General features: G+C 52.4%; 9 protein-coding genes. 3 read left to right on the forward strand and 6 right to left on the reverse strand.

The features are described 5' to 3' along the window. Window positions 1-400: 400 nt before the first annotated feature. The 6 genes from JSS75_04170 to JSS75_04195 form a co-directional block, all read right to left on the reverse strand. Window positions 401-1,033 carry a hypothetical protein gene (locus tag JSS75_04170; protein ID MBS1902878.1) on the reverse strand — a complete coding sequence of 211 codons (633 nt, stop codon included), beginning with the start codon at window positions 1,031-1,033 and terminating at the stop codon, window positions 401-403. A 168-nt stretch (window positions 1,034-1,201) separates the two neighbouring features. Continuing rightward, on the reverse strand, window positions 1,202-1,912 hold the full coding sequence (locus JSS75_04175) for a helix-turn-helix transcriptional regulator (protein MBS1902879.1): 711 nt from the start codon (window positions 1,910-1,912) through the stop codon (window positions 1,202-1,204). Window positions 1,913-2,026: 114 nt separating this feature from the next. Beyond that, the gene (locus tag JSS75_04180; GenBank protein MBS1902880.1) at window positions 2,027-3,076 is read right to left on the reverse strand and encodes a hypothetical protein; all 1,050 of its coding nucleotides are present in this window, start codon (window positions 3,074-3,076) and stop codon (window positions 2,027-2,029) included. A 95-nt stretch (window positions 3,077-3,171) separates the two neighbouring features. After that, window positions 3,172-6,459: an IgGFc-binding protein gene (locus tag JSS75_04185; GenBank protein MBS1902881.1), complete on the reverse strand. Its 3,288-nt coding sequence runs from the start codon at window positions 6,457-6,459 to the stop codon at window positions 3,172-3,174. A 197-nt stretch (window positions 6,460-6,656) separates the two neighbouring features. Beyond that, window positions 6,657-7,820: a site-specific integrase gene (locus JSS75_04190; GenBank protein MBS1902882.1), complete on the reverse strand. Its 1,164-nt coding sequence runs from the start codon at window positions 7,818-7,820 to the stop codon at window positions 6,657-6,659. Between the two features lie 309 nt (window positions 7,821-8,129). Beyond that, complete coding sequence (locus tag JSS75_04195; protein MBS1902883.1) at window positions 8,130-10,499, reverse strand: carboxypeptidase regulatory-like domain-containing protein; 2,370 nt, start codon at window positions 10,497-10,499, stop codon at window positions 8,130-8,132. 632 nt (window positions 10,500-11,131) lie between these two features. On the opposite strand from JSS75_04195, the gene JSS75_04200 reads away from it, so the two are divergent. The 3 genes from JSS75_04200 to JSS75_04210 all read left to right on the forward strand — a co-directional run bounded on the left by JSS75_04200 (window position 11,132) and on the right by JSS75_04210 (window position 15,456). Beyond that, window positions 11,132-11,923, forward strand: a complete 792-nt coding sequence (locus JSS75_04200) for a hypothetical protein (GenBank protein ID MBS1902884.1) — start codon at window positions 11,132-11,134, stop codon at window positions 11,921-11,923. A gap of 49 nt (window positions 11,924-11,972) precedes the next feature. Further along, entirely contained in the window at window positions 11,973-13,112 is a 1,140-nt protein-coding gene (locus JSS75_04205; protein MBS1902885.1) for a hypothetical protein, read from the forward strand. Between the two features lie 121 nt (window positions 13,113-13,233). Beyond that, a complete protein-coding gene (locus tag JSS75_04210; protein MBS1902886.1) occupies window positions 13,234-15,456 on the forward strand; it encodes a hypothetical protein in 2,223 nt (740 codons plus the stop codon). Window positions 15,457-15,762: the final 306 nt, after the last annotated feature.

Raw genomic sequence — 15,762 nt, forward strand, 5'->3', positions numbered from 1 at the left:
GAGATTTCTGATCCACGGAAACACTATTCGAATCCACGAAACTACCAATCAAACTCAGAATCAGCCACCTCAACAACATAGTCTATGGATTCGCTATACAGCCACAAATACTCAAGACAGATAAATGTCAAATGAACACGTCGCAAAATTTTAGGAGCGTATCCGTTATCACGTTAGAGTCACTCGAATCTACAGCGATACGTGATCCATGCCCTAAAAAAACGTACTCCACATTGGAAAAGTTACCCTTCACAACGTGAACCCCCTCACCCTTAAACTCCATCAATTTTCGATTCTTTGGGACGTAGGGCGCTCCTCCCCCCTTCCCAATGGCTCGTCGACGATCACCACAACATCCCATTGCTTTTTTTACTTTCTACTATGAATAAGTTTGATTTTCCTAGCCCAGTTGAAACGGCTGGATGGAGATTGCCGGGCTGGAAACATCTACCACCGCAATCCACCTCATGTCAAACATCGAATAATTCGTGCCCGATTTCGCCCACACTCCGATATTGAACGCACCTCCAAATCGAAGTGTAACGTAGAGATCGACAACACCGGTAAAACTCCCAGTCCAATCCACGACTGGAAACGTTCCTTGAGCATCTCCTCGTGTGGCAGCTGAATCAAGAAATCCCAATTGCACCTCGGTATATGTGGAGGCACCAAAGTCGAGCGATATCTTCATCTGCCATTTTGTCCCCGCCCTCAGGAACAGCACTTTACGCAGGGGGATAGCAGTGGAACTAGCTAGATTCGCTGTTAGATTTAGAAAATTCCATTGTGCAGCATCCGCTACATTTTGTAGATTATCTGTTCCAAGTGCTACGCACGTTGGACTCGACGACACCACAATTGGGCTAGCAATCCATGTGCCAGGCGCTGCATAAGTTGAACTATTAGTAAGAGTACCTGTCGTGCCGCCTAAGGTTGCGTTGGCAACCAAATCTGAGATATTGACGGGGGTTGACTTCTGCAGCTCGTTCCAATTTGCTGCCGATGATGGAGCAAAACAACAATCACTAGCCATATTCTTCCTTTCAAATTAGATGAATGAATCTTTACACATTTGGCGGGCAACTTGAAGCATAAATTTGCTCAGATCGACCACGCCTTCATAAGCAGAACGTGAAAAACGCGATTGTCTCCAGAATGTAATTGCAAATATACTCAACTTGGCTGCATAATGCTATTCCGATTAATTCAATTTCTTATCCGATATTGTCAATCTGGTGCTGCAGAATTGGACCGCGGCGAGCGCATCGGTCATCCCCCGATCTCGACAATCAGAAGGAGCGACCCCAAAACGTGATTTGAAATCACGAGTGAATGTAGGATGACTACGATATCCGACAGACCATGCAATACTACAAATTGTCTCCGGCGTGCTATATATTAAATCATGGGCTAATCTCAATCGTAATTCTCTTATTATCCTTGTGGGCGTATCGCCTAAATCGATCTTGCAATGCCTGAGCAAGCTGGAGATAGACATCCCGAGAGATATACGTGTTTTTTGAAGCGCGATCTGAACAGGGAGACTCATATTCTCTAGGATGGAACGTAACATCCGGTAACTCAATTCTGTTGAATTGTCAAGTCGAACGGGCAATAGCTGGTCTCGGAATACATCGATCAACGTCGGGATTTCCAGATTTGATGCTTCTATCCGCAGAGCCAATGGAAAGCGTTTCTCCATGATTCTCTCGAGTAATGCCGACCTTGCCGGCGCACGAACCGGATCCACGAAGTAGAATGGGACGTACAGTTCTAGTGCCTCAACTCGGAGTGATGTTGTCCCATCGAACACAAGAGGAGTGTAGCCTAAATTAACGATAGCAATTACTTCGTTAACTTCGCCTGCGGCAATTGTCTCTGAAGACCGAACGAAGGGCACTACCAGTTTCATAGTTGATACAACTGTTCCTTTTGATAAACTGAGAAGTAACACATAGATCTTCAATATCTCCCCCTTAGCAACACACTGATGCTGTGGGACTGCTTGAATCCATTTTTCTGATGGCTATGGGACAATATTCCACACCGTCTCATACATATAGTAGTTTCCTCGTACATCAATTGCACGCAGGCCCATCCGATATCTACCTTGACGCTTCAGCGTCAGAAACATTGTTGCCGGCCCCGTATAACCTCCGGTGGCGAATTCGATGACTGGGATCGTCCCCTGACAATCTCCTCTTGTACCAGCATCAAATTGGAAACCTAACTGCAAATTCGAATACGTCAGAGTACCAAGGTTTAGGTCAATCGCCATCTGCCATCTAACTCCTGCTCGAAGAAAGATAGTATTTTCCAGAGGTAGAGGGTTGGAGGACTGCAGGTTTGCGGTGTCATGCGAAAATGTCCACTGTTGTGCATTGGCAACAGCCAGTTGATCATCAAGTCTCAGAGCCGTACATAGTGGGTCGCTATTCAGAGCAAATTGAGTGCCATTCCAGCCTCCAATATTAGCGCCTGGATACAAGATGGGATTGGAAGGTGACACTGAAACCTTGAAAGTAAAAGTGAAAGTCCCCCCGCTTGTTCCGTTCCCAGAAGGTAATTGGAGAGGATCACCATCAAGGATTCTTGTCCCGCCTGCAAAAGTCACATGTGGCGGCCCTGCTGCACCTATGAGGGTAACACTGTACGTCCCAACCCCAAAGGGTACAAATGCCGTGAACCTCGCTACGTTCGCACTGGGAACGCTGACAGTTCCGGCGACGCCTGCCCCACCAGTGGTAACCGTAAAACTCGCAGTAGTGACACTTGCGGCGTCCACAGCACTACTAAATGTAATATCAATCACCTGAGGATTACCAGCCAGTGCCGTCTCAAGCGTAACGATATCTGTCGGCATGTTGGCTAACGTCTGTATCGGACCTAGACTTGATATCGAAACACCTGTTACCTGACCAATAGGAAGTACCCTTGAGGTAGGCGTTCGAAAGGTTGTGCTATTAACTCTTGATCCCGTCTCAATCGGGTTCGTCCCCGCGATCATCTGACAGTTTGCTAGAATGTCAACCGGATCGACAGGTGCAAAATCTTGCCAATCATTCCAGTTTGCCAAACGCATCGGAGTGCAGTTCATAAGAATACTTGCTTAATGTGTTATTGTGTTGGTTAATCTCTAAATATCCCCAAAGTACCACATGGGCCGTTCGACTAATGATCATCCACAAGCATGGTAGACAAATATCTACTCCCATTGCGGACCAGCAAAAGGTAAACACCTCGGAATAATGGCCGTTCGAGGTTAAGGACGAATCCGTTACTCATAACATCCGCCCTTGCTGTACCAGAATCAAAGACACACCGTCCCAACAGATCGAATAACTGGCATGAGACCTCGACCGGACTCTCGAAGGAACCCCTTACGAACAGATGTACTCCATCCGTGAAGGCAGTGATAACCGACGCCGGACTCTTCGAATCCGACCCGACGGATGAAGAACCGCTGAACGAGCCGGACAATATTCCAAAGCTGGAATCAACTGTATTTCCCCCGCCCTCGATCTGGAACGCAGCACCGATAGATCCATTACGCATGGCAAACCGTGCAGGATACGGCTTGGTCACGTCGGGTTTGAACGTGATATCGTACCAAACACTGTCGTTCGCGCTGAGACTGAATGCAGAAGATACCGGATGCTGCGAATTCGTTATCAAGAAGTCCGACGCATCTACCCCGCCGATAATGACAGACGGGACGGTCACAGAATGGCTCGCATCATGATTGACAAGATACACCCGCAAGGTTTGCTCGGGCGATGCCAACGTGGAGTCAACGGAGAACGCGATGACACCGGGCGAGAATCTGCAAGAGCCTCCGAATCCGGGCGCAAGCAGAGAAGTGGTGCTCTTCGATAGCGACTGAAGCTCGGTCGTCGAAGCCATGTTCGTTACCCAATGCACGATCGCAGAGTGTGCGTTACGATCATACGGTGAGTAACAGAGTGTTGCACTTACTGCTGCTCCCGGAGGAATCGTCAGAGGAAACGCAGCTTCAGATGATGCCGCAAGATGAAAATTCGCTGTATCTCCCGTAACGGCCGCTGAAGACACAACCAGTGGCAATGTCCCGACATTTCTCAGCAATACAGTATCGCAACTGACATGACCGGAATCAGTAGCATCGAAGGTGATATCGCTCGCCTTGAGAATCGGCGAGAGGCCCTTCCCCCGGAGCACGTAGTCGAAGGATCGGCCGCAATCGGAATAGACCCGTAGCGTGGCAGTCGAGGTTACCGTGTCCAACGCATGATAGCAGACCGGAATGTTGAGGGCACCACCTGTTGGCAAAGAGATGGGGAATGTCCCGACCGATCCATTCACCGTGAACCGACCAAGCGCCCCCACGATTCGCAAAGAGTCAATGCGTACGCTGACTCCAGCGGTCGTTGTGGCATTCGATACCTTGACGATCCCGCATACCTCGGAATCAATAGAATGGGCCCCAAACGTGAACGACTGTGCCGAGAGTTGAGCGAGCGAGCCGGTCGCACTCGCGCTCACGGCTGTCGTAGCGGAAAGGGTGAACGTCTTCGACGCGCCGGAATTGTCATAGACTCGTACGACAGCGGTAGCTGAGTCCGCCGGGTTGACGATCGACACGCTGAAGCAATACTCGGCATCGCTACCCGGGAGCAGTATCTCCCCTTTCCCAAGCGGATCCCGAGTTGGGTCGATCTGTACATTCCTCGAGATAGGTAATGGGCTTGTATACGTATTGTCCGGATAGTTGACCAGTTCGATGTAGCGGATCCCGGAATTCGTCGAGCCTGTGCCATGCACACAGATATCCCATACTCCACAGTTATTCGTGATCGTCGCCCCAAGCTTCGAGCCGCTCACCCCGAACTGACCATACTGCATGCCGAGTGGATTCGCAAATTCAAACGGTACATCCGGGTAGATCGGCTGTGCTCCTGGCCAGGCATTCCCCTCTACAACCGGGGATTGGATCGCCGCGCCGAAGGTTGAATGTCGTGAAGGGTCTGCGGCCGGTGCAACATCCGTCAAGCGGAAGGTGCCGGAACCGTTAACAACGAGCAAGACCCCAACAAGTGCAGAATCCCCGGGAATAGTATTCCACGTTCGTTTAACGCCGAATCCTGCGCTCGTTAATGATGAGGCAGGTGCACCAGCATGACTGACAAGAATCTTCTGCCCGTTCCAATCGCTTCGAGGAGCCGTAATCAGCAGGTACATCGAACGAGTGTTGTTCTTTGAGGAAGGGTTGCTAAAATAGTATTCACTCTTCCATCGTGAACGTGGGATGATCGAAAGCATACTCGGCGCCGGGTTCGGCGGCCGCACCGCCTGCATGCTCTGGTCGTATTGCATCACACCAAACGGCTTGCCGTTCACATCCTTCAGACCGAGTGCTACGGTGGTGGAGGGGAGATTTACAGAACTATAAGACGGTGTCGGCTGGGCCGTCGAGCTGCTCCCGTTCTGGATCAGCACCGAATTGCCATTCCCTGGTAGACCGACGATCCGAATCTCGTCGCCTGTTCCAGGATCCCCCGAAGCGCTGCCTTCGTAGAAGGGCAACGTAACGTAGCCGGTACTGTCCCAGGCTTCAACCGGGATGATTTGCTCAATTACGTAATCACGCGCATCGTCAAAAGTCAGTTCATCCGCGCCATCGGTAGGAAATGCATTTTCATGACCACTTAACACACCGATCGGCTTATTCGCGGTGAGGAGTGTACCGGTAAGATCGAAGCTCGGGTCAGCCCCGCCGCTATATACCGTGTAGAACTGACCGCGATTTAGCGTGACGGTAAATGGCTGAGGCTTGCCGTTCCCACCGGTTCCGCTGATCGCCCCGGGATGCCCGCCTGCCGTGGTCGTGGAAGGTGTGATCGTAACTTCAGTACCATTCTCGGCAGCACTGACTTGAAAGAACCCTCTCGATGCGAACTGATTGATCATCCCGCCGCTTCCGTTCGGGTTGTCCAGGTAACTCTGAACCACATACCGCTTTCCCCAACAGGACACCGGAAGTGCAAGATAGGAACCACCGGTACATGCGCCGGTGCTGAGCATACTTACCGTGATCGGTGCTCGCGAAACGATATGTAATGTCCCATAGTGAACGGCTTCGCCATTCACGTATGAGTTACCAATTGCGCTGAGGTCAGGTGAGTAACTGGTCGTTGTTCCGGCCTTGATCGTCAGGGTACTTCCGTTCACAGCATTACCGCTTTCGTCAAAATAGGATACGTCCACGGAGTTATCGACCCCGCTGGTAATGAGTACGGCGACAGTGATCTGTGGAGTAAAACTGACCTGCACGCCTTGCTGACGCATGATCGACGGAGTAACGAACCCAAGAAAGTACTCGCGGCCATCGCTGGAGATACCGCCCTGTGCTTTCAATTGTGAGATTGCGCAAGATAAGAAGACGATGCCAAAAATCAGCAAACATAGCTTTCGCTTATTCATGATACAGGCGACTATGAAATGACCGAATACCGTTTGTGGGTACAAGAATTTAATTCCAGAACGCCATAGATTAGTTCCATATCGTACACAAATATTGAAGATACCTACCCTCTTGACAGGTATTTGTAGGACTCCTCAGTGATCAATCCGGTGTTTGCGCCGTCAAGTAAGGTTCTTTTTGTCGGAGCTCTGTCGTGCTAAACGTATACTCCAATTGACCTCGTCAGCTTCTCGATCTGGTCAAACCCGCTCGTTGAGTCCCGCATCTTATGGTACGCACTCAATGTCGTACTAAGGTTAGCGTGTCGCGCAAATTTGGCCACCACCACCGGATCGGTTCCGCTGTCGATCAAGTGTTGGATCATCGAGTGACGGAGTGAGTGTAGGTCAAACCCGTCCGTCCTGATCCCAAGCGATCGTGCAGCTAGCTTTACACGCCGAATAACCTGCTTTGTCAGAGAATCGGGGTAGTAATGGAAGCCTAATCGGTTGCAGAAAATGTACTCCGATTCCCGGACCTCCTCCTTCGAATGTAGTCTCTTCAACTTGAGCTGAGACTCGATTGCCGTCCGGGCAAGCGAAGTCATCAGAATCGCTCCCTCACTCGCCGCATTCTTCAGTCGGTGCACTTCACTCGGCCGGATGATAATCGTTGAAGCAGCAAGATCGACGTCCCTGGTGGTCAAGTAGCATGCTTCCCCGCGTCTAAGAGCGCCACCAAATAGTAGCAGGAAGTAGTTTGCGAACGTCGCATCGCAGAACTCTGTCTTCGGCATCGTTTCGTAGATCGCCATGACATCCTTAGGACTCAGGATGCCTCGCGGTCTCGGCTTGAACCTCTTCTTGAGTAGATGCTTGTCGATCTGATCGAAGGGGTTTGCGCCGATCAACCCGTCCCGCACCGCACGAGCGAATGCTGCATGAAGATAGCGATAGTTGATCACTGCCATAGCTGGGTTCTTGAGATACTTAAACACGAAGCTGCGAACGTCTGTCACGGAGAGGTCCTGCAGCAGTCTCCCCTTCCCGGAGTATTTGACGAATTCGGCAAACGCCCGCGTTATCCCTGAGATCGAAGAACGGCTAAGATGCTCCGCTTCCCTCTCTGCAATGTAGTGCTTCCCAAAATCTCTCAATGTTAATGGCGCACCAGGATCGTGGTTCTCGTTGAAATCGGCGAGAATACGAAGCCGTGCTTGGTGTGCCTTGCTCAGGGCATTTGGAGCAGTAACAAGTACTTCAGTGGACTTCTTGAGATGGCGTCGCTGCCCTGTTCTAGGATCAGTGAGCGTCACTTTGACATAGTAGCAGGAGCGCCCAGAGGCAACGAACGGATTACCGACAGAGATATGCTGAGACATGAGTTGTTTGGATCTGGAAAACTCATTCGAACCACCCAACGACCCGCGCTCTCGATCCATCAACGATGTTCAAGTTCTCACGGGGCGTTTGCGATCCCGTTCGTGCGTCCCTGACCGGTTTATACTCGTTCTTTGACCCGTCATTTCGGTTCTCATCGTCGGTTCTCATTCTGCCTCAAAGTGGCGTCACGACGCGGTTCATCCATTTTCTCTTAATCAGTGGGTCGACGGTTCGAGTCCGTCAGGAAGCACCCCAAAAAAAAGCCGGGCCAATGGCCCGGCTTTTTTGTATTCAGTAAATCGGTTTGCTTATTTCAGCTTCCAGATTCTGATCGATGTGTTGCTGCTGGCCGCGATGGTGGATTCATCTCGGCTGGCCGCGATCGTGTGAACATATGAGTTCGAATCGCTGAGCAGTCGGATCGTAGAAGTGCCGCTGGCAATATTTGTCGCTCGGACAATCGCCGCGCCATTTAGATGGTCAGTCGAATAGAAGAGATTCTTCGTAATCTGGTAATTGTACTCACGACCCGTAAGGGGAAGTGCGACAGTACCGATCAACTGCCCGCTCTTGGTATCGTAGCAAGAAAACGTTGAGTTATCCGGTGAATGCGCAACCGTCTCGCCGTCCTCCGAGGTTACCATCGAGTACGAACTGCCCGTTACCTGGAAGTTACGGACTTGCGTGTTCGATCCGACCGACCATACGTAGTCACTGGCCGGTGTACCATAGTCGGTATAGACGATTTCGTTCGAGCTTCGAATCAGCCCAAACCGAGAGATCGAATCCTGCATCGTAGAGAATGTCGGCGTAATCGTGGAGACGGTCGAGCCATCGCTTACTGCATATACCGTCACTGGCGACGGAGTGCCCATTGTATTCACCAAACCGGCGATCACCTTCGTGCCGTCATCGTAGAAGTGTGGTGATGCAAGTTTCGGCTTTGTGAACAGCAACGATCCGGTCGCGCCGGTAATGTCATAGACATCGGTATGTCCCCACGGTCCGGTGGAAATCATCAGTCGTTTGTTGTCAGCGCTGAACTCAATTTGATTGGAGTATTCGTTCTGCGACAGAGCGATTGTACTGACAACATTCCCGGTCTTGGTATCGTAGATATTCACCGTCCCATCTGAAATCCAGCCTGCAAGCAACGATCCATCGTGCGACAGCTCGATAAATGTTGGAATTGCGTTTTTCCCGGTGAACTTCACGTCAAGGAATGTTGGGGTCCCGTTGCCACAGATTTTGATTGTCCCGACATCGCGCAACTCGCCCTGGCCGAGCGCCGGAACCGCGATAGTCTGGGCCTGGTCGCCATTGACATTCATGGCGTCGAGATTCAGCGCAACAGTCGCAGGCACCTGGAATGTGAAGTCGCCGGTCTTCGTGTAAAAGTACGTGGACGTTGTACCGGCGGTTGCGTACACCAATCCCTCGGCGGCCGTGTCGCTACAGTTATTGAGCACGCCTTTGATCGACGCCGGACACGGTGAATCGAGACTGATATCTCCCATATCGAACTTCTGACCGGACGTAATATTGACCTTAATCGGATTATTGATCCAATAGAGTCCTTGATTCTTCGCCGAACGAATATCTACGAGCACATCGCGGTTTGCCGGGAATCGGTAGAAATGCAACTTCCCGTCCGGCCCCGTCTTCCCCCCCGGATGGACGAAGTACTTTCCGGGTGCATCGTCACCAACGATCGTAATCGTGACTCCCTCGATCGGCACACCATTACACACGACGCGCAAATAGACGTCTCCGTTTGCACCAAATGAGCCGGTCGAATCGAAATAGTCAAGATTCCAATCGGTGAAGTGCGAAACCTTGCCGACATACTTCCCGCCTGCAAGCGTTGCAGAACCGTCCTGCTTCCACTTCCCGAGCGTTTCATCGAAATACCACAATGGCATCGATGTCGGAGCCTTGGGATCGATCGGTTGCGGATACGACAGTGTCGCCGGCTTTGCAGGATTGAGCTGCAACTGTTGTCCGGCAGAACCGAGGATCGCAACGCGCAGTACTCCGCAGCTAATGAGTCCGACGGTGTTGCCACTTGTCGTCTGCGCTACGTTGTCGCCGGGGAAATAATCGAAATAATCGACATTGCGAGGATCGAGAAACCGTGCGGCAACATTCACCGTGCCGTTGTACGGTGCACCGGACCCATCGACAAAACTCCCTGGCTGGAAGACAACCTGCGCAGCACCACTGACGTTGACTGTGCCGCCTGCCGAAGCATTGACGGTACCGGTCGTTACGAGTTGCATCATCGCGGCGTCGATGCGCGTCACACCGCCGGAACGCGGTTCGACCGCCTTTGCCGCATCGAAGTAGCCGCTACGTCGAGCGATGATCACGGCCCGACTCGACGGTACCGAAGCATTTCTGATGATATAAAAACCACGGCTATCGGTCGTAGCCGACCCCGTACCGGCGCTGATCTGCACTCCGGAGAGCGGCATGCCGGATTCATCGAGGACACGCCCATAGATCGTCGTGGTTACAGGCTGCCCTTCCGCACCGATCACGGTTTGCGTCGCATCGGTCGTACTGGATTTACATCCGATCTGTACCAGACCGGCCAACAACAACACAGTAAGCATTACACCGTACCGCCGAACCGTGCCGACGAGCGCATCAATGTATGCAGGACTTGTACTCTTCATAGTGAATGAAATGAATTGTTCAGACCCACATACAACACACCCCGGATATCACAGTTACAGTCATATAGCATACTTTCTTCGGTCGACGTCATTGTCGGCATCGGGATTCGTAAGTAATTATTACATGTGGACTACCGAGGCGCCGAAAACATCTTGGAAGCTGTTGAAAACACACGGCATTACGGGACTTAAGAATTCTTACTCAACCATAATTTCCGCTCTCTTTACCGAGTGATGCTCCCGAAGGCGTTGGATGTTCGGTTGATGTATCATACATATAAATAAGTAACTTCGTACTCATCTTTATATTTTCACTCCCTCTCCTACTCCGATCTCGCATTGAGCTACATTTTTCCTGAAACGACTATATCTGACACGTGTGGTCACACACTCCATCGAGTATATAGCGAACCTGCACCCTATTCGCCATAAGTAAGAATATCCTCACGAGTGTGCGACGTGGCATAACGATTGCTTGATTCGCTCTCAGCTTACACTCACTGCGTGAGTCGGGGCGAGATAGCACAGGATACAAGTTATTTCTCTATCGACTCGTCACGGATCCCACTTCTCCGGCGAAGGAACCGATTGCTCCTCGCACCGCAGCTCACGCGAACGATCCAGTGTATCTCATGCATACCAAATCTCTTCTATTGGCTGCAGCGATCACCGTCTCGCTGATTATCAGGGCACATGCGCAAGATCTACCTCGGACGTTCGGCGCTCGCGCTCTGCAACTCGACGACGGCACGGGTTCCGGTAACACACTTGTGCTGGACCTCAATGGTGAACTCCAGGCAACGTACCGACTGCATTTCCCATTGGCCGGTCCGCCGAGCGAACTGAATTTCTTCGCCGTCGATCAGTTCGGAAACATCAGTTGGACGAACTCGACGTTACCACCGCTGCCACTCGGACACATGTGGTGTGGAAACGTGCTCGGTCAAGCGGAGCCAATGCCGCCTGGGCAACTCGGTGCCATACTCGTAGTCGGCACGGCGGAGTACGGCGTTCCCGCACCTGAATGGGCAACGATCATCCCCGGACCGGTAACCATCTCTGCTAGCCAGATCACTACCGGTACGATCCAACCCGGCGTGACGATCAATGTGGGCACAGGCGGCACGATCGTACCGACCGGAGGGACAGTCACTGCGAATATGCTCAACGGCTCAGGCCTCGGAGAGTATTCCGGAAGAGTATTCATCCCAACCGGTGCGAATCATATGGACATTTCCTTTCCCTCGATCCTTCCCCTTGCCTCAGTTACCGTCTCTGTCTTCGATCCGCAAGCAGGCACGTTCGGCTTTGTCGACGCGAAGGTTTCTCAGATCACAGCAGGTGTCGGCTTCACAGTGATTTTTGCAGCGGACTATCCTGCGTCCGGCACGGGCGAGCTACACTACATCGTAGTCAACCCATAACGCAACGTTGTATTGTCTACCTCTTTTACTGACTAATTCATTAACCGTTATGAAATCCTTAACACGTACCGCCATTGCTCTGCTACTATGTGTGGCGGCAATTGCAGCGAATGCACAAACACTGACACGGAGTTTGATGCTGAAGCCGTATCTCTCTTCGTTCAACACGACGATCGGTGTCTATACCACACCATCGGCGGGTAATTGGACACTCTCGTTACCGGATAGCGGCCAACTTGTCGCCGGCGGTCCGTTTATGAAGATCAGTACTGCCGCGGGAAACAAGTCGGTCAGCTTCGGGAAGGTCAACCTCGGTTTGGCTGCCGAAGTCAGCGGGATTCTGACGGTGCCGAATGGCGGAACCGGACTATCCAATATCCCGGCAGGAAATATGCTCGTCGGGAATGGTACCGGAGCACTGAATCTCGTCGCCGGTGGCAGCGCGACGGGCCAAGTCCTGACCTGGGATGCGGTCACGGGAGCACCGACTTGGACCACATCGATCGGAGGCGGAGGTCAAACGACAAACATCAGCAACACTGGTGTGAATAATACGACCAACATCAATAACTCCTCGACCGGCGGTACGACGAATATCGGTAATTCGACCAGCACCACGAACATGTATGGTACGGTCATCTTCAATACACTGCCCGAGCTGCCGCTCACATACCATAATATGTACGTTGGCAATTCATCGGGATATGCTTCGGAACTGGCCACGGTATCGGACAAGGTGCTGACCTCACCGGGTGGAGTCCCGACCTGGACGACGTTGCTCCCGATCGCAAATGGCGGTACTAATAGTAGCACACCACCCGCACTAGGGCAGGTTGCCTATGGCGATGGTTCGAGCTACAAGTTCACATCTGCGGGAAATACCGGTGAAGTACTGCAGTATAATTCGGGTAGTGCACCGACATGGGTCCCCGTCAGCACACTCATCTCGAGCCTGGCATTCCAGCATACCGTGACGGCTCCGGAAGCTGCAGCAGGTGTTGTGACGATCTCCGGCGGCGGAAACCTGCCAACAGGCTACAGCGCCACATCGAAGATCATCGTGACATATCAAACCTCAGCCGGCCCGGCACAGGCATTTACGGTCAGCAATCAAACGGCGACATCGTTCGATGTCTATTCCGGTGCGATGAACGCGGGAGACAAGATCAACTACATTATCGTCCCATAGTCTCTCAGCCTCTGCTGCCTGCTCGTACGGAGCGGCAGCAGAGGCGCCACGGGTGACTCAGCGGAGCGCTTCTTCTCGACTATCGAGTGTACATGGCAACACGAACATCTGAAAGCCTCGTATGAAACACGTCATATTCATCTTCTTGCTCGGTGTCTGTTTCGCATCTGTGGCGAACGCACAAACGCGGTCAAAGGATATTATTCTCTTGAACGCCACCGGCAACTCGATCACACTCGGTGCGCCGTCGAGCGTCATCAACAATACACTGTTGTTACCCGGAACGCTTGGCACGCAGGGAGCTCTGCTGTACATCAGTTCGGTCGGTGCGGGCATCGGGACTTCCTCGTGGCTCAATCCGGGTTCGGAGGGGCAAGCACTGGTAATCGCCAGCGGCATGCCGACTTGGGCAACGATCACCAACGGGACCGTTACATCGTTTAGCTTCACCGATGCAAATGGTATCGCCGGAGTGGTAACAAACGCAACGACGACACCGAACCTCACCCTCTCGCTCGGTGCGATCACGCCGACAACCGTGAACGGCCTAACACTTGCATCACAGCCTGCCGGCTTCACCATATCGGGTGGAACAAGTGCGGCAACACTGACCGTCCCACTGAATGCATCCGTATCGGGCACGAATACCGGCGATCAGACGATCACCTTGACGAGCGATGTCACCGGTACCGGTACCGGCACATTCGCGACGACGATCTCGAACAATGCTGTCACATACGCAAAGATGCAGGCAGTCTCGACAACAAGCATGTTGCTCGGCAGCAGTTCGACGACAACACCGGTACAGGAGATCAGTCTCGGTTCGGGTCTTTCGATGACGGGGTCGGTACTTTCAGCGACAGGTTCGGGCGGGACGGTATCGAGTGTCGGTTTAACGATGCCCTCGGGATTTTCGGTATCGGGTTCGCCGGTAACCACAAGCGGCGTTCTTGCCGTCACGACATCGTTGAGCGGTGTACTTCATGGAAATGGAAGTGGCTTCACGGCCGGGAATGTCGATCTAGGTACCGAGGTCGTGAATCTTCTTGGCACGGCGAACGGGGGTACGGGTATTAATACATCCGCTACCACGTCCGGCAGCATACTATATACGAACGGAACTGGCAGTTGGGCGACCCGTTCCGCCGGCACGAGTGGATACGTACTGACTATGTCAGGAGGGTTTCCGGATTGGGTGGATCCGGGGACCCTCGTGTCCTTTTCGGGATGGGCTCTGAGCGGCAATTCGATCGTCTCGGCATATAACGGAAGCAGCGGCAACTTCCTCGGTACGACGAACACACAACCGCTGGTCCTTGCCACTACAAACGTCTCGACCCCGCAACCCATACTCTTCATGACGAACAATGGCGAGCGCATGCGGTTGAGCGCAACCGGGTATCTCGGCATCAATCAGGTGAACCCTTCGCAACGGCTTGAGATCACCGACGGCAATCTGTATTTGTCAAACAACGGAACACCATCGCAACTGCAGATGCAAGGCACGGGCAACGGCAGTACACTTATACAGGCCGGCGCACAAGGTGACACGAATATCGCCTACACGCTTCCCGTCTCCCAGGCGACGGCACCGGGACAAGCGCTGATCAACAATGGCTCCGGAACGCTCTCATGGGGTGAGCCGGAATACCGAGTTGGCTTCGGCGGATCGCGAGATAACTTCGAAGACTTTGTATTCGATGCGTACGCCGGTTCCGGCAGTAATGACAACCAATACGCATTCACTCAGGGAAGTTCGGGGTCCGGCGCCGATGCCGATGTCGATGGAACAGCAGCACTCTATACTGGCGGCAACGACTATTTTGGTCTGAATGTATTTCAGACCGGTACCAGTACAACAGGCAGAGCATATATCGGCTCCGGCAACTTCGTGAACAAACTCAAGCTCGGCGGGAGAGAGGTCGTATTCGAGATGCGAGCTCGTGTCGAGACACTGTCATCGTCCACTCAACGATTCATGGCGTGCGGCGGACTGATGGATAACAACAGTATTGCATTGAACGCGAACGGCGTTTGGTTCTGCTACAGCGACAATGAGAGCGGCGGGCAGTGGCAACTCAAAGCTCGCTCCGGCGGAGGGACGGTATCAGTAGTGACGGGCGGATCAGCGGTCGTGGCGAACCAGTGGTACATTCTCAAGGTAGTTGTCAGTGCCGACGGAAGCAAAGCAGATTTCTATATCGACGAGGCGTATATCGGTTCGATCACCTCGAATATTCCGACTACGAATCCGGTACGCATGGAGCTCATTATCGAAAAAAGCGTCGGCACGCTCAACCGGACGTGGTCATGCGATTGGGTGCTGCTGCGGATGGTTCGCTGAACGGAATCGGATTGTTGATACGACACGCGCAGGTTGACGAAAGTACTCCGTGCCACGTTCGACGTGGATGAGATCTCGGACGGAAGCGGCAACCCGTCGCGCACCATGCAAATACGCAACCGTCATCACTTTCACCGGTGATGACGGTTTCGGCAATTATGGGACTGTAAAACACATCAACGGATTTTCAACTCTGTCTTGAAAAAAGCATCTCACCTTCTGCTTCCAGAAACGAGTGTTAATCAGTGAATCGGAGTGCGGGGGTACAGTACTTCGTTCGTGTCCAAACTAATGAACGTTCGGTCT

This window comes from Bacteroidota bacterium (genome assembly GCA_018266755.1).
GTDB lineage: Bacteria > Bacteroidota > Ignavibacteria > Palsa-1295 > Palsa-1295 > JAFDZW01.

What these genes read in the sequence shown, in the direction of transcription:
- JSS75_04195 (MBS1902883.1), bottom strand. Translation starts at nt 10,499, where the DNA reads ATGAAGAGTACAAGTCCTGCATACATTGATGCGCTCGTCGGCACGGTT.
- JSS75_04170 (MBS1902878.1), bottom strand. Translation starts at nt 1,033, where the DNA reads ATGGCTAGTGATTGTTGTTTTGCTCCATCATCGGCAGCAAATTGGAAC.
- JSS75_04210 (MBS1902886.1), top strand. Translation starts at nt 13,234, where the DNA reads ATGAAACACGTCATATTCATCTTCTTGCTCGGTGTCTGTTTCGCATCT.
- JSS75_04175 (MBS1902879.1), bottom strand. Translation starts at nt 1,912, where the DNA reads ATGAAACTGGTAGTGCCCTTCGTTCGGTCTTCAGAGACAATTGCCGCA.
- JSS75_04190 (MBS1902882.1), bottom strand. Translation starts at nt 7,820, where the DNA reads ATGTCTCAGCATATCTCTGTCGGTAATCCGTTCGTTGCCTCTGGGCGC.
- JSS75_04185 (MBS1902881.1), bottom strand. Translation starts at nt 6,459, where the DNA reads ATGAATAAGCGAAAGCTATGTTTGCTGATTTTTGGCATCGTCTTCTTA.
- JSS75_04205 (MBS1902885.1), top strand. Translation starts at nt 11,973, where the DNA reads ATGAAATCCTTAACACGTACCGCCATTGCTCTGCTACTATGTGTGGCG.
- JSS75_04200 (MBS1902884.1), top strand. Translation starts at nt 11,132, where the DNA reads ATGCATACCAAATCTCTTCTATTGGCTGCAGCGATCACCGTCTCGCTG.